The sequence below is a fragment of the Streptomyces sp. NPDC046831 genome (assembly GCF_040645305.1).
In the GTDB taxonomy this organism is placed as follows: Bacteria; Actinomycetota; Actinomycetes; order Streptomycetales; family Streptomycetaceae; genus Streptomyces.
On record NZ_JBEYXZ010000043.1, the window covers coordinates 1 to 19,770 of the forward strand.

The 19,770-nt window shown below is 72.1% G+C and carries 18 protein-coding genes; 10 read left to right on the forward strand and 8 right to left on the reverse strand.

All coding sequences use genetic code 11. The features are described from left to right. Positions 1-110 precede the first annotated feature (110 nt). Positions 111-1,607, reverse strand: a complete 1,497-nt coding sequence (locus tag ABZ920_RS27220; protein WP_361510290.1) for an oligopeptide:H+ symporter — start codon at positions 1,605-1,607, stop codon at positions 111-113. Positions 1,608-2,160: 553 nt separating this feature from the next. Here ABZ920_RS27220 and ABZ920_RS27225 point away from each other — a divergent pair. Further along, positions 2,161-2,838 (forward strand): response regulator transcription factor, encoded by a 678-nt coding sequence (locus ABZ920_RS27225; RefSeq protein WP_361510293.1) that lies wholly within the window; start codon positions 2,161-2,163, stop codon positions 2,836-2,838. Between the two features lie 34 nt (positions 2,839-2,872). After that, complete coding sequence (locus ABZ920_RS27230) at positions 2,873-4,141, forward strand: ATP-binding protein (protein ID WP_361510296.1); 1,269 nt, start codon at positions 2,873-2,875, stop codon at positions 4,139-4,141. A 21-nt stretch (positions 4,142-4,162) separates the two neighbouring features. Here the strand turns inward: ABZ920_RS27230 and ABZ920_RS27235 are convergent, their stop codons facing one another. After that, positions 4,163-4,702, reverse strand: coding sequence for a GtrA family protein (locus ABZ920_RS27235; protein WP_361510393.1), 540 nt, complete (start codon positions 4,700-4,702; stop codon positions 4,163-4,165). A 289-nt stretch (positions 4,703-4,991) separates the two neighbouring features. Here ABZ920_RS27235 and ABZ920_RS27240 point away from each other — a divergent pair, with 289 nt between their 5' ends. The 3 genes from ABZ920_RS27240 (at position 4,992) to ABZ920_RS27250 (ending at position 7,929) form a co-directional block, all read left to right on the forward strand. Then, positions 4,992-6,164 carry a 5-(carboxyamino)imidazole ribonucleotide synthase gene (locus ABZ920_RS27240; protein ID WP_361510299.1) on the forward strand — a complete coding sequence of 391 codons (1,173 nt, stop codon included), beginning with the start codon at positions 4,992-4,994 and terminating at the stop codon, positions 6,162-6,164. Between the two features lie 74 nt (positions 6,165-6,238). Next, on the forward strand, positions 6,239-6,745 hold the full coding sequence (gene purE, locus ABZ920_RS27245; protein WP_361510396.1) for a 5-(carboxyamino)imidazole ribonucleotide mutase: 507 nt from the start codon (positions 6,239-6,241) through the stop codon (positions 6,743-6,745). Beyond that, positions 6,742-7,929 carry a dipeptidase gene (locus ABZ920_RS27250; RefSeq protein ID WP_361510302.1) on the forward strand — a complete coding sequence of 396 codons (1,188 nt, stop codon included), beginning with the start codon at positions 6,742-6,744 and terminating at the stop codon, positions 7,927-7,929. Before purE ends, ABZ920_RS27250 begins: the two co-directional genes overlap by 4 nt. Positions 7,930-8,337: 408 nt before the next feature. Here the strand turns inward: ABZ920_RS27250 and ABZ920_RS27255 are convergent, their stop codons facing one another. After that, positions 8,338-8,730 (reverse strand): VOC family protein, encoded by a 393-nt coding sequence (locus ABZ920_RS27255; protein WP_361510305.1) that lies wholly within the window; start codon positions 8,728-8,730, stop codon positions 8,338-8,340. A 14-nt stretch (positions 8,731-8,744) separates the two neighbouring features. Continuing rightward, positions 8,745-9,104, reverse strand: a complete 360-nt coding sequence (locus tag ABZ920_RS27260; RefSeq protein ID WP_361510308.1) for a VOC family protein — start codon at positions 9,102-9,104, stop codon at positions 8,745-8,747. A 128-nt stretch (positions 9,105-9,232) separates the two neighbouring features. Here ABZ920_RS27260 and ABZ920_RS27265 point away from each other — a divergent pair, with 128 nt between their 5' ends. Next, positions 9,233-9,739, forward strand: a complete 507-nt coding sequence (locus ABZ920_RS27265; RefSeq protein WP_361510311.1) for a CGNR zinc finger domain-containing protein — start codon at positions 9,233-9,235, stop codon at positions 9,737-9,739. A 187-nt stretch (positions 9,740-9,926) separates the two neighbouring features. Here the strand turns inward: ABZ920_RS27265 and ABZ920_RS27270 are convergent, their stop codons facing one another. Further along, a complete protein-coding gene (locus ABZ920_RS27270) occupies positions 9,927-11,270 on the reverse strand; it encodes a UDP-glucose/GDP-mannose dehydrogenase family protein (protein ID WP_361510314.1) in 1,344 nt (447 codons plus the stop codon). A gap of 191 nt (positions 11,271-11,461) precedes the next feature. On the opposite strand from ABZ920_RS27270, the gene ABZ920_RS27275 reads away from it, so the two are divergent. Both ABZ920_RS27275 and ABZ920_RS27280 read left to right on the forward strand, forming a co-directional pair. Beyond that, complete coding sequence (locus ABZ920_RS27275) at positions 11,462-12,619, forward strand: acyl-CoA dehydrogenase (protein WP_361510317.1); 1,158 nt, start codon at positions 11,462-11,464, stop codon at positions 12,617-12,619. A 237-nt stretch (positions 12,620-12,856) separates the two neighbouring features. Next, complete coding sequence (locus tag ABZ920_RS27280) at positions 12,857-13,219, forward strand: four-helix bundle copper-binding protein (RefSeq protein WP_361510320.1); 363 nt, start codon at positions 12,857-12,859, stop codon at positions 13,217-13,219. 74 nt (positions 13,220-13,293) lie between these two features. Here the strand turns inward: ABZ920_RS27280 and ABZ920_RS27285 are convergent, their stop codons facing one another. Next, positions 13,294-14,586, reverse strand: a complete 1,293-nt coding sequence (locus ABZ920_RS27285) for an LCP family protein (protein ID WP_361510323.1) — start codon at positions 14,584-14,586, stop codon at positions 13,294-13,296. 118 nt (positions 14,587-14,704) lie between these two features. Here ABZ920_RS27285 and ABZ920_RS27290 point away from each other — a divergent pair, with 118 nt between their 5' ends. Next, entirely contained in the window at positions 14,705-15,262 is a 558-nt protein-coding gene (locus ABZ920_RS27290) for an acyl-CoA thioesterase (RefSeq protein ID WP_361510326.1), read from the forward strand. Between the two features lie 20 nt (positions 15,263-15,282). On the opposite strand, the gene ABZ920_RS27295 is transcribed toward ABZ920_RS27290, so the two are convergent. Next, positions 15,283-16,776 carry an LCP family protein gene (locus ABZ920_RS27295; RefSeq protein ID WP_361510329.1) on the reverse strand — a complete coding sequence of 498 codons (1,494 nt, stop codon included), beginning with the start codon at positions 16,774-16,776 and terminating at the stop codon, positions 15,283-15,285. A gap of 128 nt (positions 16,777-16,904) precedes the next feature. On the opposite strand from ABZ920_RS27295, the gene ABZ920_RS27300 reads away from it, so the two are divergent. Then, positions 16,905-17,933 carry a glycosyltransferase family 2 protein gene (locus tag ABZ920_RS27300; protein ID WP_361510331.1) on the forward strand — a complete coding sequence of 343 codons (1,029 nt, stop codon included), beginning with the start codon at positions 16,905-16,907 and terminating at the stop codon, positions 17,931-17,933. Positions 17,934-18,020: 87 nt separating this feature from the next. Here ABZ920_RS27300 and ABZ920_RS27305 read toward each other — a convergent pair whose 3' ends face one another. Then, positions 18,021-19,685, reverse strand: a complete 1,665-nt coding sequence (locus ABZ920_RS27305) for an LCP family protein (RefSeq protein ID WP_361510334.1) — start codon at positions 19,683-19,685, stop codon at positions 18,021-18,023. Between the last annotated feature and the right edge of the window lie 85 nt (positions 19,686-19,770).

Genomic DNA, 19,770 nt, shown 5'->3' on the forward strand with positions numbered 1-19,770 from the left:
AGCGCTGAGCGCACCACCGGAGTCACCGGGCCCCGTGTCCACCCAGGGATGCTGTTGGTTTATTCGGGCCTGTGCGTGACGTCGGCCCGGCGGCCCGGGCGGGCCGGGGCTCAGCGGACGTCGCCCATGAGCTCCTTGACCCGCTTGCGGTACATCCACACCGCCACACCGGCGACTACGGCGAGCGTGGCCTCCAGGGCGACGATGCCCCGCGTGTTGAGGTCGACGCCGGCGATGGACAGCAGACCGGTCGTGGCGTCACCGGCGGTCACCGCCAGGAACCACACGCCCATCATCTGCGAGGCGTACTTGGCGGGCGCCATCTTCGTGGTGACCGACAGACCGACCGGGGACAGCGTCAGCTCACCGACGGTCTGCACGAAGTAGATGGCCACCAGCCACAGCGCCGCCGCCTTGTGACCGCCGTCGGCGATGGCCAGCGGCGCCATGAAGAGGAAGAAGGACGCGCCGACCAGCACCAGGCCCATCCCGAACTTCACCGCGGTGCTCGGCTCCTTGCCGCGCCGGGCGAGGGCCAGCCACGCCCAGGCGAAGACCGGGGCGAGGGCCATGATCATGACCGGGTTGACCGACTGGTACCAGGAGACCGGGAACTCCCAGCCGAGGACGCTGTTCCTGGCCGACTCCTCCGCGAACAGCGACACGGTCGAACCGCCCTGGTCGTAGATCATCCAGAACACGGCCGCCGCGACGAAGAACCAGATGTACGCCGACATCTTCGACTGCTCGGCGCGGTTCAGCTCCTTGTCCCGCTTGATGCGGGCGATGACCAGGACGGGGATGACCAGGCCGGCCAGGGTGATCGGGACCAGCAGCCAGTTCAGCGTGTAGACGCCGGAGACTCCCACGACCGCGTAGAAGACGATCGCGACGGCCGCCCACAGGCCCGCCTTCGTCAGGGTGGCCCGCTTCTCCTCGGCCGACAGCGGGGTCGGCACGACGTCCGAGTGGGAGCTCAGGTGGCGGGTGCCGAGCAGGAACTGGGCGAGGCCGATGGCCATGCCGAGCGCGGCCAGCGCGAAGCCGAGGTGCCAGTTGACGCCCTCACCGACGGTGCCGATGATCAGCGGCGCGGCGAAGGCACCCAGGTTGATGCCGATGTAGAACAGCGTGAAACCGCCGTCGCGGCGCGGGTCGTCCGGGCCGTCGTACAGGTGGCCGACCATCGTGGAGATGTTCGCCTTCAGCAGACCCGAGCCGATGGCGACCAGACCCAGACCGGCGAAGAAGGAGCCGGACCACGGCAGGGCCAGCGTCAGGTGGCCGAGCATGATGACCGCGCCGGAGACGGCGACGGTCCTGCGGGGGCCGAGGACCCGGTCCGCGAACCAGCCGCCCGGCAGGGCGAGCAGGTACACGAGCGACAGGTAGACCGAGTAGATCGCGGTCGCGGTCGCGGCACTCAGCCCCAGACCGCCCGGAGCCACCAGGTAGAGCGGGAGCAGAGCCCTCATGCCGTAGTAGGAGAAGCGCTCCCACATCTCCGTCATGAAGAGGGTGGCCAGGCCGCGGGGGTGGCCGAAGAAGGTCTTCTCAGGGCCGGGTGTGCCCGGACGGACCGAGTCCTTCGTCAGGCTGGACGCCATGGTCGTTCCTTGCTGGTCGGGACGCGTCGCCGTGGGGGATACGCGCCCGGTGGGGGCGGCCGGCACCGGCAGGACCGCTCGTCCACCCCACGCCCAGGGGAGTCCGCTCCGGATCGCGGAGCGGAGGACGACGGTCACCGGGATCCACGCCTCCGCGCGTCGTCGCGTCGGGAGGCCCGGCCCTAGGTCATCTCTTTGCCGGACCGGCAGCAGCCGGCCCGCACACGAAAGGGACCTTCAGCGTCGTGCGAGCGCCAAAGGTCCTCGGTGTGCTGGAGGCGTTCACGTCACCATACGTCAGGACACCATCCGATATGGAAGGAGTTGAGACGCGGATCACAGGTTTCAACGCAACCGCACACCGTTTTCGAAGGCGTACTCCAGGATGACATCCCTGGGACCATGGTCCGTACCACCGCGCCCGGCGCCTCGGGAGGTCCGCCGCACGGTCCCGCCGACGGCGCGCGCGGTCCCGCGGACGGTGCGCGGGAAGGTAAGAACGACTGTCAGCGGTCACACCCAGCACTCCGGGTGAGCGGACTACCATCAGCTCATGACCCGAGTACTGCTCGCCGAGGACGACGCGTCCATCTCGGAACCGCTGGCCCGCGCACTGCGCCGGGAAGGGTACGAGGTCGAGGTGCGTGAGGACGGACCCAGCGCGCTCGACGCCGGAATGCAGGGCGGCGTCGACCTGGTGGTGCTGGACCTCGGCCTGCCCGGCATGGACGGCCTGGAGGTCGCCCGCCGGCTGCGCAATGAGGGTCACGCCGTGCCCATCCTGATCCTGACCGCGCGCGCCGACGAGGTCGACACCGTGGTCGGCCTCGACGCGGGCGCCGACGACTACGTCACCAAGCCCTTCCGCCTCGCCGAGCTGCTCGCCCGGGTCCGGGCCCTGCTGCGGCGCGGCGCCACCGAGCCGCAGCAGCCGCCCGCCACCCACGGCGTGCGCATCGACGTCGAGTCCCACCGGGCCTGGATGGGCGAGGAGGAGCTGCAGCTCACCGCCAAGGAGTTCGACCTGCTGCGCGTGCTCGTGCGCGACGCGGGCCGGGTCGTCACCCGCGACCAGCTGATGCGCGAGGTCTGGGACACGACCTGGTGGTCGTCCACCAAGACCCTCGACATGCACATCTCCTGGCTGCGCAAGAAGCTCGGCGACGACGCGGCGAACCCCCGTTACATCGCGACCGTCCGGGGTGTCGGTTTCCGCTTCGAGAAGAGCTGAACCCGCCCTCCGGGTTCTTCGCAGGTAAGAGGACATGCGCCGCCGACTGATCCAGTCCACGCTCGCCGTGGTGCTCGTCGTGATCGCCGTCTTCGGCGTGTCCCTGGTGATCGTCGAGACCCGCACCATCAGCAACAGCGCCCAGGAGCGCGTGGACTCCGAGGCGCTGCGGCTCGCCAGCATCGTGGACAGCCGGCTGCTGGGCGCGGAGACGGTCAACGCGCAGGTGCTCGAGGAGCAGACCCAGAGCCCGTACGCAGTGATCCGGATCCCGGGGGAGCGGACCATCGAGGTCGGCAGCCGGCCGGCCGGTGAGGTGATCCGCTCCACGGCCCGGGGCGAACGGGGCGAGACGGTCACCGTCGAGGAGCCGCGGTCGTCGGTGACCCGCGAGGTGGGCCGGACCCTGCTGATCATCGGGCTGGTGGCGCTGCTGGCGGTGGTGGCGGCGGTGCTGCTCGCGATCCGCCAGGCCAACCGCCTCGCCTCCCCGCTGACCGACCTCGCCCAGACCGCCGAACGCCTCGGCTCGGGGGACCCGCGCCCGCGGCACAAGCGGTACGGCGTACCGGAGCTGGACCGCGTCGCCGACGTCCTCGACCGCTCCGCCGAACGCATCGCCCGCATGCTGACCGCGGAGCGCAGGCTCGCCGCGGACGCCTCCCACCAGCTGCGGACGCCGCTGACGGCGCTGTCCATGCGGCTGGAGGAGATCACCCTCACCGACGACCCGGACACGGTGAAGGAGGAGGCGACCATCGCGCTCGGCCAGGTGGAGCGCCTCACGGACGTGGTGGAGCGCCTGCTGACGAACTCCCGCGACCCGCGCACCGGCTCGGCCGTCTCCTTCGACCTCGACGAGGTCATCCAGCAGCAGCTCGCCGAGTGGCGCCCCGCCTACCGCAGCGCCGGCCGCGCGATCGTCAGCTCCGGCAAGCGGCACCTGAAGGCCGTGGGCACGCCGGGGGCGGTCGCGCAGGTGCTGGCGGCGCTGATCGAGAACTCCCTGATGCACGGCGGCGGCACCGTGGCGCTGCGCACCCGCGTGACCGGCAACCAGGCGGTCATCGAGGTCACCGACGAGGGACCCGGCGTCCCCGCGGACCTCGGCGCGCGGATCTTCGAGCGCGCGATCAGCGGCCGCAACTCCACGGGCATCGGCCTCGCCGTCGCCCGGGACCTCGCGGAGGCCGACGGGGGGCGCCTGGAACTGCTCCAGGCCCAGCCGCCGGTCTTCGGCCTGTTCCTGTCGCGCACGCCGCCGCCGAAGAAGCCCTCCGCACAGCACCCGACGGTCCGCTAGGCCCCGTTCCGTCCGGAGCCGTCAGATCTCCGACCGCGCCTTCGCGGGCCGGGCCGCCACCACCGGGTCCGGGTGCGGCACGGCCACGCGGGCGGGCAGCGCGCGGAACACCCACGTGCGGTACGACCAGAAGCGGAACAGGGTCGCGACGGCGATGCCGAGGAACTTGAAGACGTTGCTCTGCAGCGGGCTGTCCCAGCCGAAGCCGTACGTCGCCAGGTACAGCACCCCGTTCTCGATCACCAGCCCGGCCACGCTGAACAGCAGGAACAGGCCCATCTCCCGGGTGCGGCCGCTCTTGTCGCGGTCCCGGTAGGTGAAGTAGCGGAAGCCGACGTAGTTGAAGACGATCGCGACGACGGTGGCGATCACGCTCGCCCTGACGACCTGGAGGTCGGTCACGTGCCGCACCAGGTTGAAGACGAGGAGGTTGACCAGCAGCCCCGCTCCGCCCACCGCGCCGAACTTGGCGGCCTCGCGCCACAGCCGGTCGACGCGTTGCCGGAGCGTGCGGCGGGGAGCCGGGGGCTCGGCGGGAAGCCCCGGGGAACCACGTTCCATGGTCGTGCAGGCCCCCGTCTCGGTCGGTAGCGTCAACTCCGCCATGCTAACCAGCGCCCCGCACTCGCGCCCGCGGACGGCAGAGCCGTGCGGGGAAGGGGCGGACGGGCACCTCGCCGGTGCGGGCACGGCACCGGCCCCGGGCCCCGCGCGGCACCGGCGCGGGGCGGCCGCCGCGCGCGAGCGTGCGCGCACGCATGGTCACGAGCCGAAGGGGCCCGGGGAGGCGATGGGAACCGGCCGACGGTGGGGAATCCGGCCACCGCGGCGCGCCCGATACCCTAGGGGCGTGACGTTCCCGGTAGTCGGCATGGTCGGCGGTGGCCAGCTCGCTCGTATGACACACGAGGCGGGCATCCCGCTCGGCATCAGGTTCAAGCTCCTCAGTGACACCCCCCAGGACTCAGCGGCACAGGTCGTCAACGACGTCGTCGTCGGCGACTACCGCGACCTGGAGACGCTGCGTGCCTTCGCGCGGAGCTGTGACGTGATCACCTTCGATCACGAGCACGTGCCCACCGAGCACCTGCGGGCCCTGGAGGCGGACGGCATCCCCGTCCGCCCGGGGCCCGACGCGCTCGTGCACGCCCAGGACAAGGGGGTGATGCGTGCCAGGCTCGTCGCGATCGGCGTGCCGTGCCCGCGGCACCGCATCGTGACCGATCCCCAGGACGTGGCGGCGTTCGCGGCCGAGCTCGCCGAGGCCGGGCCCTTCGGCGAGGAGGGCACCGGCGGGTTCCCCGTCGTCCTCAAGACGGTCCGCGGCGGCTACGACGGCAAGGGCGTGTGGGTCGTCAACTCCGTCGAGGAGGCCGCCGACCCCTTCCGCGCCGGCGTCGACGTGCTCGCCGAGGAGAAGGTCGACTTCGTGCGGGAGCTCGCCGCCAACGTCGTCCGCTCCCCGCACGGCCAGGCCGTGGCGTACCCGGTGGTGGAGTCGCGGCAGGTGGGCGGCGTCTGCGACACCGTGATCGCGCCCGCCCCCGGCCTGGAGGAGGACCTGGCCCTGCGGGCCGAGGAGATGGCGCTGCGTATCGCGCAGGAACTCGGCGTCGTCGGCCACCTCGCCGTCGAGCTGTTCCAGACCCGCGACGGCCGCCTCCTGGTCAACGAGCTCGCGATGCGCCCGCACAACTCGGGCCACTGGACCCAGGACGGCGCGATCACCTCCCAGTTCGCCAACCACGTCCGCGCGGTCCTCGACCTGCCGCTCGGCGACCCGCGCCCGCGCGCGCAGTGGACGGTCATGGTGAACGTCCTCGGCGGCGACTACCCCGACATGTACTCGGCGTACCTGCACTGCATGGCCCGCGACCCCCAGCTGAAGATCCACATGTACGGCAAGGACGTGAAGCCCGGCCGCAAGGTCGGTCACGTCAACACCTACGGCGACGACCTGGACGACGTGCTGGAGCGCGCCCGTCACGCTGCCGGCTACCTGAGAGGCACGATCACCGAATGAGCCCCGCCCACCGGCCGTCCGGCCACCACGCCTCGACGAGCGCCGACGCGCATCACCCCTCGGTGGGCATCGTCATGGGCTCGGACTCCGACTGGCCCGTCATGGAGGCCGCTGCGAAGGCCCTCGACGAGTTCGAGATCGCCTACGAGGTCGACGTCGTCTCCGCGCACCGCATGCCGCGCGAGATGGTCGCCTACGGCGAGCAGGCCGCCGACCGCGGGCTGAAGGTGATCATCGCGGGTGCCGGCGGCGCCGCCCACCTGCCGGGCATGCTCGCCTCCGTCACCCCGCTGCCGGTGATCGGCGTCCCCGTCCCGCTGAAGTACCTCGACGGCATGGACTCGCTGCTGTCGATCGTGCAGATGCCGGCCGGTGTGCCGGTCGCCACGGTCTCCGTCGGCGGCGCCCGCAACGCCGGCCTGCTCGCGGCCCGGATCCTCGCCGTCCACGACGAGGAACTCCTCGGCCGGATCCGGGACTTCCAGCAGGACCTCAACGACCAGGCCACCGAGAAGGGCAAGCGGCTGCGCGCCAAGGTCGACGGGGCGGCGGGCGGCTTCGGCTTCGGCGGCGGGAAGTGACCGCGGTGAGCTCCCTCCAGCGGGCCCGGGAGCTGCTGCGCGCGTTCCCGGTCGTCGACGGCCACAACGACCTGCCGTGGGCGCTGCGCGAACAGGTCCGCTACGACCTCGGCGCCCGGGACGTGGCCACCCGCCAGGACGCCCACCTGCACACCGACATCCCGCGGCTGCGCGAGGGCGGCGTCGGGGCGCAGTACTGGTCGGTGTACGTCCGCGCGGACCTGCCCGACCCGGTGCCGGCGACGCTGGAGCAGATCGACTGCGTACGGCAGCTGCTCGACCGCCACCGTGCGGACCTGCGCCCCGCCCTGACGGCCGCCGACATGGAGGCCGCGCGCGCGGAGGGCCGCATCGCCTCGCTCATGGGTGCGGAGGGCGGCCACTCCATCGCGAACTCGCTCGGCACCCTGCGGGGCCTGTACGCGCTCGGCGTCCGCTACCTGACGCTCACGCACAACGACAACGTGCCGTGGGCGGACTCGGCGACGGACCAGCCGCGCGTCGGCGGTCTGTCGGCGTTCGGCCGCGAGGTGGTGCGCGAGATGAACCGCCTCGGCATGCTCGTCGACCTCTCCCACGTGGCGGCGACGACCATGCGCGACGCGCTGGACACCTCGGCCGCGCCGGTGATCTTCTCGCACTCCTCGTCGCGCGCGGTGTGCGACCATCCCCGCAACGTCCCGGACGACGTGCTGGAGCGCCTGCCCGCCAACGGCGGCATGGCGATGGTGACGTTCGTGCCGAAGTTCGTGCTCCAGGCGGCCGTCGACTGGACGGCGGCGGCGGACGAGAACATGCGCGCCCACGGCTTCCACCCCCTCGACACCACTGCCGAGGCGATGAAGGTGCACCGCGCCTTCGAGGAGAGCCACCCGCGGCCGGTCGCCACGGTGGCCACGGTGGCGGACCACCTCGACCACATGCGCGAGGTCGCGGGCGTCGACCACCTCGGCATCGGGGGCGACTACGACGGCACGGCGTTCACCCCGGAGGGCCTGAACGACGTCTCCGGCTACCCGAACCTGATCGCCGAACTGCTGGACCGCGGCTGGTCCGAGGCCGACCTGGCCAAGCTGACCTGGCAGAACGCGGTGCGGGTCCTGGGCGCGGCCGAGGACGTCGCGCGTGATCTGCGCTCCCGGCGTGGCCCGTCGAACGCCACGCTGGAGGACCTGGACGGCTGAACGGCCGGAACGCCGGAAGGCCGGCGCCGGAAGGCCGGAACGCAGGCGCCGGGACGGCGGGAACACGGTGCCCCGGGGGACGACGCCTTCGGGGCACTTGTCGTGACCGGGGCCGGACCGGGCCGCGGTATCCGGTGCCGCGGGTGCCTCCCGGGCCGCTCAGGCCGCGGGCCGGAAGGCCGGAACGACCGCTAGTGAGCCCTGTCTGACCATGCGCGTCTGCCGCGCGAGGCCCTGCACGCTCCCCCAGGCTCTCGGCTTGGCTCGGGCAGGGGGTACCCCTGCTCGCCGCACCGGCCCCGGACCCGAATACGTCCAGTACGAGGGCCTGGGGCCGGCCCGCCGAGAGCACGCACCCGACGCCGCGCGGCCGCCCTTCGGGCGACGACGCGCATGGTCGGACAGGACCTAGCCGTGCTCGATCCGGCACAGGCAGAACGGGTGCCCCGCCGGGTCGGCGTACACGCGGAAGTCCTTCTTCTCGCTGTCCTCCAGGTCCAGCGGACGCGCGCCCAGCGCCAGCACCTTCTCGTGCGCCGTGTCCAGCTCCTCCCAGGTGGAGCCCGCGTCGAAGTCGACGTGGAACTGCTGCGAGTTCCGGTCGGCCCTCGGCCACTCCGGCGGCGTGTACCCGGCCGCCCGCTGGAAGGCGAGCCGCGGTCCGCCGGGCACCGCCAGGACGACCCAGTCGTCGTCCTCGGCCCGGGGCGTGCCGCCGCCGACGCTCGCGTAGAACTCCGCGAGCGCGTGCGGGTCGGGACAGTCGATCACGACGGAACGGAAACGTGCTACAGCAGGCATCGAACCTCCCGGAGTCAGCAGGCGCACAGGCAGAACGGGTGCCCGGCCGGATCCGCGTAGACCCGGAAGCTCCGCGAGCGGTCCTCCGCGTCCAGCGGCTCGGCGCCGAGCGTCAGGACGCCCTGCTCCGCCCGGTCCAGGTCCTCGACGACCAGGTCCAGGTGGAACTGCTGCGAGGCGTCGGCCGACGGCCACTTCGGCGGCACGAACCCCGGTGCCTTATGGAAGGCCAGCGTCCGGCCGTCGGGCAGCTTCAGGTCCACCCAGTCGTCCTGGCCGTCGATCGTGCCGCCGAGGACCTCGGCGTAGAAACCGGCCAGGGCGCGCGGGTCGGGACAGTCCAGGACGACGGCGCCCAGTTCGGCGAGAGCCATGACTTCTCCTCCGGTCCATGTGGTCACCTGTGGTGGTTACCTGTAGACACGGGTAACCGGTAACGGTTACCCCATGCTCCCGTACGGCCGGTAACGCCGCAAGCGGGTTGCGAGGTACCGTCGCTGACATGAGTGACAGATCGCCCGCGCCCGGGCGCCTGGCGCTGGTGGAGTCGCTGGTCAACACGCTGGACCTGGCGTCGGGCGCCGACTCGCTCGACACGGCCGACGGCCGGGCGCGCTTCGGGATCACCGAGGAGGACCTGCCGCAGGCGCGCGACCTGCGCGAGTCGCTGCGCGCCGCCCTGCTCGCCCACGCCGGCCACCCGCCGCACCGCGAGGTGACCCCGCTCACCGACCTGCTGGCCCGGGCCCCGCTGGTGCTGACGGTCGACGGGCGGGACGGCGCCGCGGCCCTCGCCCCGGCCGACGCCGGCCCGCTGCTCTCCCGCGTGGCGGCCGCCGTCGCCGACGCGCTCGTCGCCGGCACCTGGACCCGGCTCAAGGCCTGCGAGGCGGTGACCTGCCACTGGGCGTACTACGACCGCAGCCCGGCCGGCCGCGGCCGCTGGTGCTCGATGGCCGTGTGCGGGGCGCGCGCGAAGATGCGCCGCTACCGGGCCAAGGAGGCGTGATCCGCGGGGAGTTCCCCGCTCGTACGGCGGCCGGATGGTGCAGAATGCGACAAGACGCCGGTTCGGCCGACTGAGCCTCGGCCGAACCGGCGTCGCCGTTTCCTTCGTCGCCCTGCCGGGGCGCCCGCCGAGCGGCGCCGCCCGGCCCGTGCGCGCCGCCCGGGGCACCGCCGCCGCTACGGCCGGCTCACGCGGTCGGGCGTCCCATCGCGCGGTAGGTCCAGCCCGCCCGCCGCCACAGCTCCGGGTCCAGGGCGTTGCGGCCGTCGAGGACGATCCGGGCCGCCGCGACCTCGCCGAGCTCGACCGGGTCCAGCTCGCGGAACTCCTGCCACTCCGTCAGGTGCAGCACCACGTCGGCGCCCCGGACGGCGGCCCGCGCGGAGTCGGCGTAGCCGAGCGTCGGGAAGATCCGGCGGGCGTTGTCCATGCCCTTGGGGTCGTACACCGTCACCTGGCCGCCCTGCAGGTGGATCTGGCCGGCGACGTTCAGGGCGGGCGAGTCGCGCACGTCGTCCGAGTCGGGCTTGAAGGTGGCGCCGAGCACGGCCACCCGCTTGCCGAGGAACGGCCCCCCGCCCAGCGCCTGCCGGGCCAGCTCGACCATCTGCCCGCGCTGGCGCATGTTGATGGAGTCGATCTCGCGCAGGAACGTCAGCGCCTGGTCCGCGCCCAGCTCACCGGCGCGCGCCATGAACGCCCTGATGTCCTTGGGCAGGCAGCCGCCGCCGAAGCCGATGCCGGCCCGCAGGAACTTCCGCCCGATCCGGTCGTCGTAGCCGATGGCCTCGGCCAGCCTGGCGACGTCGCCGCCCGCGGCCTCGCACACCTCCGCCATGGCGTTGATGAAGGAGATCTTCGTGGCGAGGAAGGAGTTCGCGGAGGTCTTCACGAGTTCCGCGGTCGGGAAGTCGGTCACCACGAACGGGGAGCCCTCGGCGACCGGCGTCGCGTACACCTCGCGCAGCAGTTTCTCGGCCCGCTCACTGCGCACGCCCACCACGATCCGGTCCGGGTGCAGCGTGTCCTGGACGGCGAACCCCTCGCGCAGGAACTCCGGGTTCCACGCCAGCTCCGCGTCCGCGCCCGCGGGGGCGAGCTCGGCGATCGTCCGGGCCAGGCGGTCCGCCGAGCCGACCGGGACGGTGGACTTGCCGACCACCAGGGCGGGGCCGGTCAGATGCGGCGCGAGCGAGGCGACCGCGGAGTCGACGTAGGACATGTCGCAGGCGTACTCGCCGTGCTTCTGCGGGGTGTTGACGCAGAGGAAGTGGACGTCGCCGAACGCCGCGGCCTGCGCGTAGTCCGTCGTGAAGCGCAGCCGGCCGCTGGAGCCCTCGATCCCGGCGACGTGCTTGCGCAGCAACTCGGCCAGTCCGGGCTCGTACATGGGGACCTCGCCCCGCTGGAGCGTCTCGATCTTCTCGGGAACGACGTCGAGCCCCAGCACCTCGAACCCGAGCTCGGCCATGGCCGCGGCGTGCGTGGCGCCGAGGTAACCGGTGCCGATCACGGTGATCTTCAGGCTCATGGGGTGCTCCAGGAGGGATGATGGTGATGCGGGCCCGAGCATATCCGGGGCATGCCGGGGCCCTTCGCCGGGCAAGGTCCCCGCTGTCGCCAAGCTCACGTGTCCGATCACGTGGGCGGCCCTCTAAAATTCGAGTTACTTAACGGTAATTAGCGTCCATCAGTGGTCGTTCTTGGGAGCGTGAGAGAACCTTGGCCGGATCGGCTGACTTCGACCTGTACCGCCCGTCCGAGGAGCACGACATGCTCCGCGACGCCGTCCGCTCGCTGGCCGAGGCGAAGATCGCGCCGTACGCCGCCGCGGTGGACGAGGAGGCCCGCTTCCCGCAGGAGGCGCTCGACGCCCTCGTCGCGAACGACCTCCACGCGGTGCACGTCCCCGAGGAGTACGGCGGCGCGGGCGCGGACGCGCTCGCCACCGTCATCGTGATCGAGGAAGTCGCCCGCGTCTGCGCGTCCTCCTCCCTCATCCCCGCGGTGAACAAGCTCGGTTCGCTGCCGGTGATCCTCTCCGGCTCCGAGGAACTGAAGAAGAAGTACATGGCGCCGCTCGCCAAGGGCGACGGGATGTTCTCGTACTGCCTCTCCGAGCCCGAGGCCGGCTCGGACGCCGCCGGCATGAGGACCCGCGCGGTCCGTGACGGGGACCACTACGTCCTGAACGGCGTCAAGCGCTGGATCACCAACGCGGGCGTCTCCGAGTACTACACGGTGATGGCCGTGACCGACCCCGAGAAGCGCTCCAAGGGCATCTCCGCCTTCGTCGTCGAGAAGTCCGACGAGGGCGTGTCCTTCGGCGCCCCGGAGAAGAAGCTCGGCATCAAGGGCTCCCCGACCCGCGAGGTCTACTTCGACAACGTCCGCATCCCCGCCGACCGCATGATCGGCGAGGAGGGCACCGGCTTCGCGACGGCGATGAAGACGCTGGACCACACCCGCATCACCATCGCCGCCCAGGCCCTCGGCATCGCCCAGGGCGCCCTCGACTACGCCAAGGGCTACGTCAAGGAGCGCAAGCAGTTCGGCAAGCCGATCGCCGACTTCCAGGGCATCCAGTTCATGCTCGCCGACATGGCGATGAAGATATCGGCCGCCCGCGCCCTGACCTACCAGGCGGCCGCCGCCTCCGAGCGCGGCGACGCCGACCTCACCTACCAGGGCGCCGCGGCCAAGTGCTTCGCCTCCGACGTCGCCATGGAGGTCACCACGGACGCCGTCCAGCTCCTCGGCGGCTACGGCTACACCCGCGACTACCCGGTCGAGCGCATGATGCGCGACGCCAAGATCACGCAGATCTACGAGGGCACGAACCAGGTCCAGCGGATCGTCATGGCCCGCAACCTGCCGTAACCGGCGGGTCCGGTACGAAAGCAGCCCCCGGTGGACGCCGGGGGCTGTTCTCGTACCCCGGGCGGCGGCGCGGCCGAGGCGGTCCGGCACGGCCCTCACCGGCGATCCGCAGGTCGGGGCGGTGACCCGAACGGCTTAGGCGGGCGATCGCGCCCGAATGGCGCGTGACGGCGAGCGGGCGTACGACGGAAGGGCACGGGGCCCGCCGCGAGGTCCCTCTGCCTCCGAGGAGGAGCCATGACCCAGCCCGGAACCATGACCGCCATGAGTAAGGAGATGCAGGACTGCGTCAACGCGTGCATGAACTGCCACAGTGTGTGCGAGGAGGCCATGAGCTCCTGCATGCAGAAGGGCGGCCAGGCGCAGATGCAGATCATGCGCGCGCTCATGGACTGCTCCGAGACCACGCGCATGTGCGCCGACATGATGATGCGGCGCTCGCCCATGGCGGGTGACATGTGCGCGATGTGCGCCAAGGCCTGCGACATGTGCGCCGAGGCGTGTATGTCCATGCCCGAGGACAGCATGATGATGCGCTGCGCCGAGGCGTGTCGTCGCTGCGCGGAGATGTGCCGCGCCATGGCCGGCACCCGGATGTAGCGCCGGCGCCCCTGGCGAAGGAGCCCCCGCGGCCCGCACCCCGGGGGCTCCCCGTGCCGCCGGCCGCCGGCCGGTCAGTTCCCGGAGACGGTGACCTTCTCGTCGTTCTTCAGCTCGTTCACCAGCGTCCTCACCTTCGCCTTGTCCCAGACGAGGTTCCCGCCCGAGGAACCGGAGACCGGCATGTTCATGGACGTGCCGTCGCCGCCGCTGACGCCCTTCATCGCCCAGAACATCGACGCCAGGTCCCACAGGCCCATGTCCTTGTCGACGATCAGCGAGTCCAGGCCCGCGCCCATGGTCGGGTAGAGCTTGAAGGGGTTCAGCACCGTCGACGGGGTGGCGACCTGGTGGGCCAGGGCGGAGAGGAACTTCTGCTGGTTCTTGGTGCGCTCCAGGTCGCTCGCCGCGAAGGCGTGCCGGGTACGGACGAAGGCGAGGGCCTGCTCGCCGTTCAGGGTCTGCTCGCCCGCCTGGAAGTCGGCGCCCGAGTACTTGTCCTTGAACGCCTTGTCGATGGTGATGTCCACCCCGCCGACCGCGTCCACGATGTTCGCGAAGCCGGCGAAACCGATCTCCACGTAGTGGTCGATGTGCAGGCCGGTGTTGAACTCGACGGTGCGCACCAGCAGCGTCGGCCCGTCCTCGGCGTAGGCGGCGTTCAGCTTGGTGTGGCGGCCCGTGCCCTGGAATCTCTTGCCGGACTCGGAGCCGACGTACGTCGGTATCTCCACGTCGGAGTCGCGCGGCAGCGAGATCAGCGTGTCGCCGTTGCCGCCGACGTGCAGGATCATCATCGAGTCCGTGCGCTTGCCCTCGGCGGACCCGGTGTGCAGCTTCTTCTTGTCCTCGGCGGACAGCCCGGCGCGGCTGTCGGAGCCCACGATCAGGTAGTTCGTGCCCTCGCCGGCCTCCGGGCGGTCGATCACCCGGGAGAGGTCGACCTCGCGGTTGAGCTTGGAGTCGGCCCAGAAGTAGGTCGCCACGGACGTGACGAGCAGCACGGCCACCACGGTGATCGCGGTCAGCTTGATCCGGCGGCGCCAGTCGGGGGCGGGACGCTGCCCGCCGTAGCCGCCGCCACCGGGGCCGCCGCCCGCTCCGCCGTACACCTGGCCGGTGTTGTAGCCGCTGTCGTACCCGCCCTCGTCGTACCCGCGGCCGTCGACGTACGACGGCTGCTGGGGCACCCCGTACGGCGGCGCCGAGGGGCCGCCCTGCCCGGGGGCGCCCCGGCCGGGCGATGCCGCCGGGCCGCGCCGGACCTGGCGCATCACCCGCGCGCCCTCCGGCTGTGCGCCGGTGCTGCCGCGTCCGTATCGGGAGCCGCGGTTGTCGTCGGACCATCCCTCGGGCCAATCATTCATAGGCCTTAGTGTGCCGGTCGCGGCCATATGGCTTACAAGGGCCGTGGGAAAATCAGGTCACGGCTGTTGCGAACCCGACACAAATAGTCCGAATGTCGGTTCACATAGGGTGGAGGCCATGACAGACCAGGCCTCCGCCACCGCACCGGACACGTCGGACCTCCCGGGCAAGCCGACCTCGGCGTCCCGGACCACGCTCAGCCACATCATGACCCACAACGACACCAACCTGCTGGGCACGGTGCACGGCGGGGTGGTCATGAAGCTGGTCGACGACGCCGCGGGCGCGGTGGCCGGCCGGCACAGCGGCGGGCCGGCGGTCACCGCGTCGATGGACGAGATGGTCTTCCTGGAGCCGGTCCGCGTCGGTGACCTGGTGCATGTGAAGGCCCAGATCAACTGGACCGGCCGGACCTCGATGGAGATCGGTGTGCGGGTCCTGGCCGAGCGCTGGAACGAGTCCGCCCCGCCCACCCACGTCGGCTCGGCCTACCTGGTCTTCGCCGCGGTGGACGCCGACGGCAAGCCGCGCCCCGTGCCGCCGGTCGTCCCGGAGACCGACCGGGACCGGCGGCGCCACCAGGAGGCGCAGATCCGCCGCGCCCACCGCCTGGCCCGCCGGCGGGCGATCAGGGAGCTGCGGGAGAGGCGGGCCGCGGAGGGCTACGAGGACTGAGGCGCCGCGGTGTGCCGCCGTCAGCGGCACACCACCTCGTCGCCTGTCGTCACCTCGGCCGCCGTCCTGGCCGGGTCCTGCACCCGTACCGTGCGCACCTGGCGGAAGTCGGCCCCCGCGACGACCTTCAGCGTGGCGCCCTGCCCCGGCACGGCCTGCGGCTCGCTGCCCGGCAGTGCGGCGGCCAGCGCCCTGGCCGACCGGTCCCAGCGGGGGTCGTACAGCACCAGCGTCCGCCGCACGCCCCGCCGGCTGGAGTCCACCGGCGTCCGCGTCGTCCGGAACCCGGCCGCCGCCAGCGCCGTGTCCACCCGTCTGCCGAGGCCCACGGTGCCGGTGCCGTTCTCCACCTGCACCCGGATCAGCGGCGGCGGGACCTCGACGGTCGTGGGGGCGGCCGGCCGGCGCCGGGGCCGGTGCGCCGCGAGCGGACGGTCCTCGCGCAGCGCGCGGAAGAGCCTGTCCGCCTCGGCGCGGTCCCACTTCACCGTCGAGCCGAGGCCCTTGACGGGGTAGGTCATCTGCCCGATCGGGACGGTCGTGAACTCCGAGGAGGAGGGGGAGAAGTCCCGCATCACCCGCCCGAGGTCCAGCAGCTCGTCCGTGCCGAAGCCCCGGTCCGCGCGCACCGAGCCCAGCACGGCCCGGGTCACGTCCCGGAACCTCAGGGGGTTCAGCAGCACCCGGGAGGAGGTCGCCCGCTCGATCAGGGCGGCGAGGAAGTGCTGCTGACGCTTCATCCGGCCCAGGTCGCCGGCCCCGTCGATGTGCCGCGAGCGCACGTACTGCAGGGCCTGGCCGCCGTTGAGCGTGTGGGGGCCGGCGGGCAGGTCGAGGCCGGTGTAGAGGTCCTTCAGCGGCGCGGCGGTGCACATCCGCACCCCGCCGAGGACGTCGACCGTCCGCATGAACGTGGTGAAGTCCACCTCCAGGTAGTGGTCGATCTTCAGCCGGGTCATGTCCTCGACCGTGCGCACGGTCAGCTGGGGCCCGCCCTCGGCGTACGCGGCGTTCAGCTTGACCGGGTGCGGCTCGTGCCGCAGGCCGGTGTTCCGGTCGATGTGCGCGGGCAGCTCGACGTAGGAGTCCCGAGGCAGGCTCACCACGCTGGCCCGTTCCCGGTCCTCCGACAGGTGCACGAGCATCATCGTGTCCGTGCAGTGGCAGGGCTGCCCGCCGAGCCGGTACTCCCGCCGCTCGCGCTCGCCGATCCGCTCCCGCCCGTCGGTGCCGACCAGCAGGACGTTCGTGCCGTGGCCGGCCTGCGGGCGGTTCTTCATGTCCCTGAAGGGGTCGACGCGGGCGATGTCCGCCTCCAGGCTGCTCACCACGGCGTGGCCGATCCCCGCGGAGGCGAGCACCACCACCGACAGCGTGGTCACCGCCCGCAGGACCCAGCGCGGCCGCCTCCGCCCCACGGGGGGACGCGGGGTGTGGGCCGGCCGCGCCGGGGCGGCGGCCGGTCGGGGCCGGCGCGGTGACGGCGCGGGCGGCCGAGGCGGTGAGGCGGGCATGCGGGGACACCTCCGCGAAGGGCGTGGGTGGGATCCGTGAGCACGGTAGGCCCATACGATCGGCTGACCGGGGCAACGGTCCACACGGCGCGCACCGGTGTCCCCCGTTCGCGGTAACGTGAGCACCGATGAACGCCAAGCCCGACGTGCGGCTCCCCGCCGTTTCTGTGATCATGCCCGTCCTCAACGAGGAGCGGCATCTGCGCGGAGCCGTCCAAGCGATCCTCGCGCAGGAGTACGCCGGCGAGATGGAGGTCGTGATCGCCCTCGGTCCGTCCACGGACCGCACGGACGAGATCGCCGCCGAGCTCGTCCGGGAGGACCCGCGCGTGCACACGGTCCCGAACCCGACGGGCCGCACCCCGGCCGCGCTGAACGCGGCGATCAAGGCCTCCCGTCACCCGGTGGTGGTCCGCGTCGACGGCCACGGGATGCTGTCGCCGAACTACATCGCCACGGCCGTACGGCTGCTGGAGGAGACCGGCGCGCAGAACGTCGGCGGCATCATGCACGCCGAGGGCGAGAACGACTGGGAGCACGCGGTCGCGGCCGCGATGACGTCGAGGATCGGCGTCGGCAACGCGGCCTTCCACACCGGCGGCAAGGCGGGCCCGGCCGAGACGGTGTACCTGGGCGTCTTCCGGCGCGAGGCGCTGGAGCGCCAGGGCGGCTACAACGAGGAGTTCATCCGCGCCCAGGACTGGGAGCTCAACTTCCGCATCCGGGAGGCGGGCGGGCTGATCTGGTTCTCGCCCGAACTGAAGGTGTCCTACCGGCCCCGCCCGAGCGTCCGGGCCCTCGCCAAGCAGTACAAGGACTACGGACGTTGGCGGCACGTCGTCGCCCGCTACCACGAGGGCTCCATCAACCTGCGCTACCTCGCCCCGCCGACCGCGCTGTGCGCCGTGGCGGCCGGGATCGTCGTGGGCGCGGTCCTGACCCCCTGGGGCTTCGTGGTCCCCGGCGGTTACCTGGCGGCGATCGTCGCCGGGTCGGTGCCGACGGGCCGCGGCCTGCCGGCTGCGGCGCGGCTGCGGATACCGGTCGCGCTGGCCACCATGCACATGTCGTGGGGCTGGGGATTCCTGACCAGCCCCCGCTCCCTCGCCAGGAAGGTCATCGCCTCCCGGCGTCCGGCGGTCGTCGCCGCCGACTGAGCGCCCGGCCGCGACAGACGTGCCGAGGGCCCCTCCCCGCTTCCGGGGAGGGGCCCTTCGCGCGGGTCACCGCGTACCGGCCGCCGACTACCAGCGGTAGGGCGCGTAGACGGGCATGCACTGGCTGCTGTCGGACCCGTTGATGGCGTCGGCGGTCGCGGGGACGTCCCCGGCCTTCGGTGCCGACTGCTTCGGATAGGTGCTCCCGGTGCGCCAGTCGGCGCCCACGAGCACGGTGACGGCGGACACGTCGGTGGACTTCTTCACCGAACTCGCCGGAATGCCGAGGGCCTCGGCGACCCGCCGGGCGTCGCCCCCGAGCTCGGCGCTCGGGTAGCGGACGACCGTCCTGCCCTCGGACAGGCCGGCCGCGCCGTCCGCCGTCGCCCTGGAGAAGCCTTTCTGCACCAGCAGTTGCGTGATGGTGCTCGCGCGGCCGGAGACCGGGCCGAGCGTCGGGGTCCGCGTGGCGTTCTGCACGACCACGCCGATCTGGTCGTCCTGGCTCGCCGGGGCCGTCGTCGCCGCCGGGGCCTTGCTCGCCGGGGTCTTCCCGGCCGCCGTGCCGCCGCCGTCGTCGAAGGGGACGTCGTCGCGGACCATCGACCAGACCTTCTCGGCGTCCGGGCTGGGGACCAGGTGGTTGCGGTTCTCCGGGTCCTCCACGGTCGGCATCGTCGTCATGGTGATGCGGTCGGTGGGGACCGTCTTCAGCTGCATGCCCAGGTCGTACAGCTTCTTGACCGTGCCGATCTCCTCGGACACCTTCAGCGACTTGGTGGCCGCCTCCGCCAGGTCCGTCAGCCGGCCGGTGTCGAAGACGTTCTGGCTCTTCAGCGTGCGGATCATCGAGTTCATGTACATGTGCTGCGCCTTGGCCCGCCCCAGGTCGCTGGAGAAGGCGTGCCGGGTGCGCAGCCACTGCAGCGCCTGTTCGCCCTGCACCTTGTGCGCGCCGGCCGTCAGCTTCAGCCCGGAGCCGCCGGGGACACCGGGCAGCGGGCGGTCCCAGACGTTGTTCTCCACGCAGACCTCGACGCCGCCGATGGCGTCCGCCATCTTCACCACGCCCGCGAAGTCGATCGTCATCCAGTGGTCGATGTAGACACCGGTGAGGTTCTCCCAGGTGGCCAGCGTGCAGCCGGCGCCACCGCGGCCGAGGGACTCGTTGATGATCCGGGTGATGGGCGGGTAGACGTCGCCGGTGTCGGGGTCGGTGCACCGGGGGATGTCGACGCGGGTGTCGCGCGGGATGCTCACCACGGCGGCGCTCTTGCGGTCCGCGGACAGGTGGATCAGCATCTGCACGTCGCCCAGCGGCGGGCTGCCGCGGTTCTCCCTGCTGCCGCCCAGCTTGAGGTTCTCGGCGGAATTGCGGCTGTCGGAGCCGATCAGCAGGATGTTCATCGGCGTCTGGCCGGCCGCGTTCGGCTCGCTCCTGTGCGCCTTGGAGTCGCCGCTGCTGCGCTGCCCCTTGCGGATGTTGCTGTTGAGGTGCTCGTAGTAGAGGTATCCGGCGGCCGCCGTCCCCAGTATCAGCAGCGAGAGGACCGACGCCGACCAGCGCAGTATCCGGTGCCTGCCCCGCGTCCGGCCGCGGCGCCGCCGGCCGTGCCGCCCGTCGTCGTCTCTGCCGGAGACGTCGTCCTCCGCCGTCGTCTCCCCGTCCGGACCGCCGTCCGCACCCCCGAGGTCACCGCCGTGCCGGACGTCCGACCGCGTTCCCTCCCCGCGCACACTGCTCCGCGTCATGTCCCCTGCCTCCCCACCCTCTGCGCCGTCGACGAGCTGTCCTGCGTCCCGTTAGACGCGTGAGAGGCCCACAAGGTGGCGCACC

Coding starts and splice junctions, on each gene's coding strand:
- ABZ920_RS27265 (WP_361510311.1), top strand. CDS start 9,233: ATGAGTGACAGATCGCCCGCGCCCGGGCGCCTGGCGCTGGTGGAGTCG.
- ABZ920_RS27255 (WP_361510305.1), bottom strand. CDS start 8,730: ATGCCTGCTGTAGCACGTTTCCGTTCCGTCGTGATCGACTGTCCCGAC.
- ABZ920_RS27285 (WP_361510323.1), bottom strand. CDS start 14,586: ATGAATGATTGGCCCGAGGGATGGTCCGACGACAACCGCGGCTCCCGA.
- ABZ920_RS27290 (WP_361510326.1), top strand. CDS start 14,705: ATGACAGACCAGGCCTCCGCCACCGCACCGGACACGTCGGACCTCCCG.
- purE (WP_361510396.1), top strand. CDS start 6,239: ATGGGCTCGGACTCCGACTGGCCCGTCATGGAGGCCGCTGCGAAGGCC.
- ABZ920_RS27230 (WP_361510296.1), top strand. CDS start 2,873: ATGCGCCGCCGACTGATCCAGTCCACGCTCGCCGTGGTGCTCGTCGTG.
- ABZ920_RS27220 (WP_361510290.1), bottom strand. CDS start 1,607: ATGGCGTCCAGCCTGACGAAGGACTCGGTCCGTCCGGGCACACCCGGC.
- ABZ920_RS27235 (WP_361510393.1), bottom strand. CDS start 4,702: ATGGAACGTGGTTCCCCGGGGCTTCCCGCCGAGCCCCCGGCTCCCCGC.
- ABZ920_RS27270 (WP_361510314.1), bottom strand. CDS start 11,270: ATGAGCCTGAAGATCACCGTGATCGGCACCGGTTACCTCGGCGCCACG.
- ABZ920_RS27225 (WP_361510293.1), top strand. CDS start 2,161: ATGACCCGAGTACTGCTCGCCGAGGACGACGCGTCCATCTCGGAACCG.
- ABZ920_RS27280 (WP_361510320.1), top strand. CDS start 12,857: ATGACCCAGCCCGGAACCATGACCGCCATGAGTAAGGAGATGCAGGAC.
- ABZ920_RS27295 (WP_361510329.1), bottom strand. CDS start 16,776: ATGCCCGCCTCACCGCCTCGGCCGCCCGCGCCGTCACCGCGCCGGCCC.
- ABZ920_RS27305 (WP_361510334.1), bottom strand. CDS start 19,685: ATGACGCGGAGCAGTGTGCGCGGGGAGGGAACGCGGTCGGACGTCCGG.
- ABZ920_RS27260 (WP_361510308.1), bottom strand. CDS start 9,104: ATGGCTCTCGCCGAACTGGGCGCCGTCGTCCTGGACTGTCCCGACCCG.
- ABZ920_RS27300 (WP_361510331.1), top strand. CDS start 16,905: ATGAACGCCAAGCCCGACGTGCGGCTCCCCGCCGTTTCTGTGATCATG.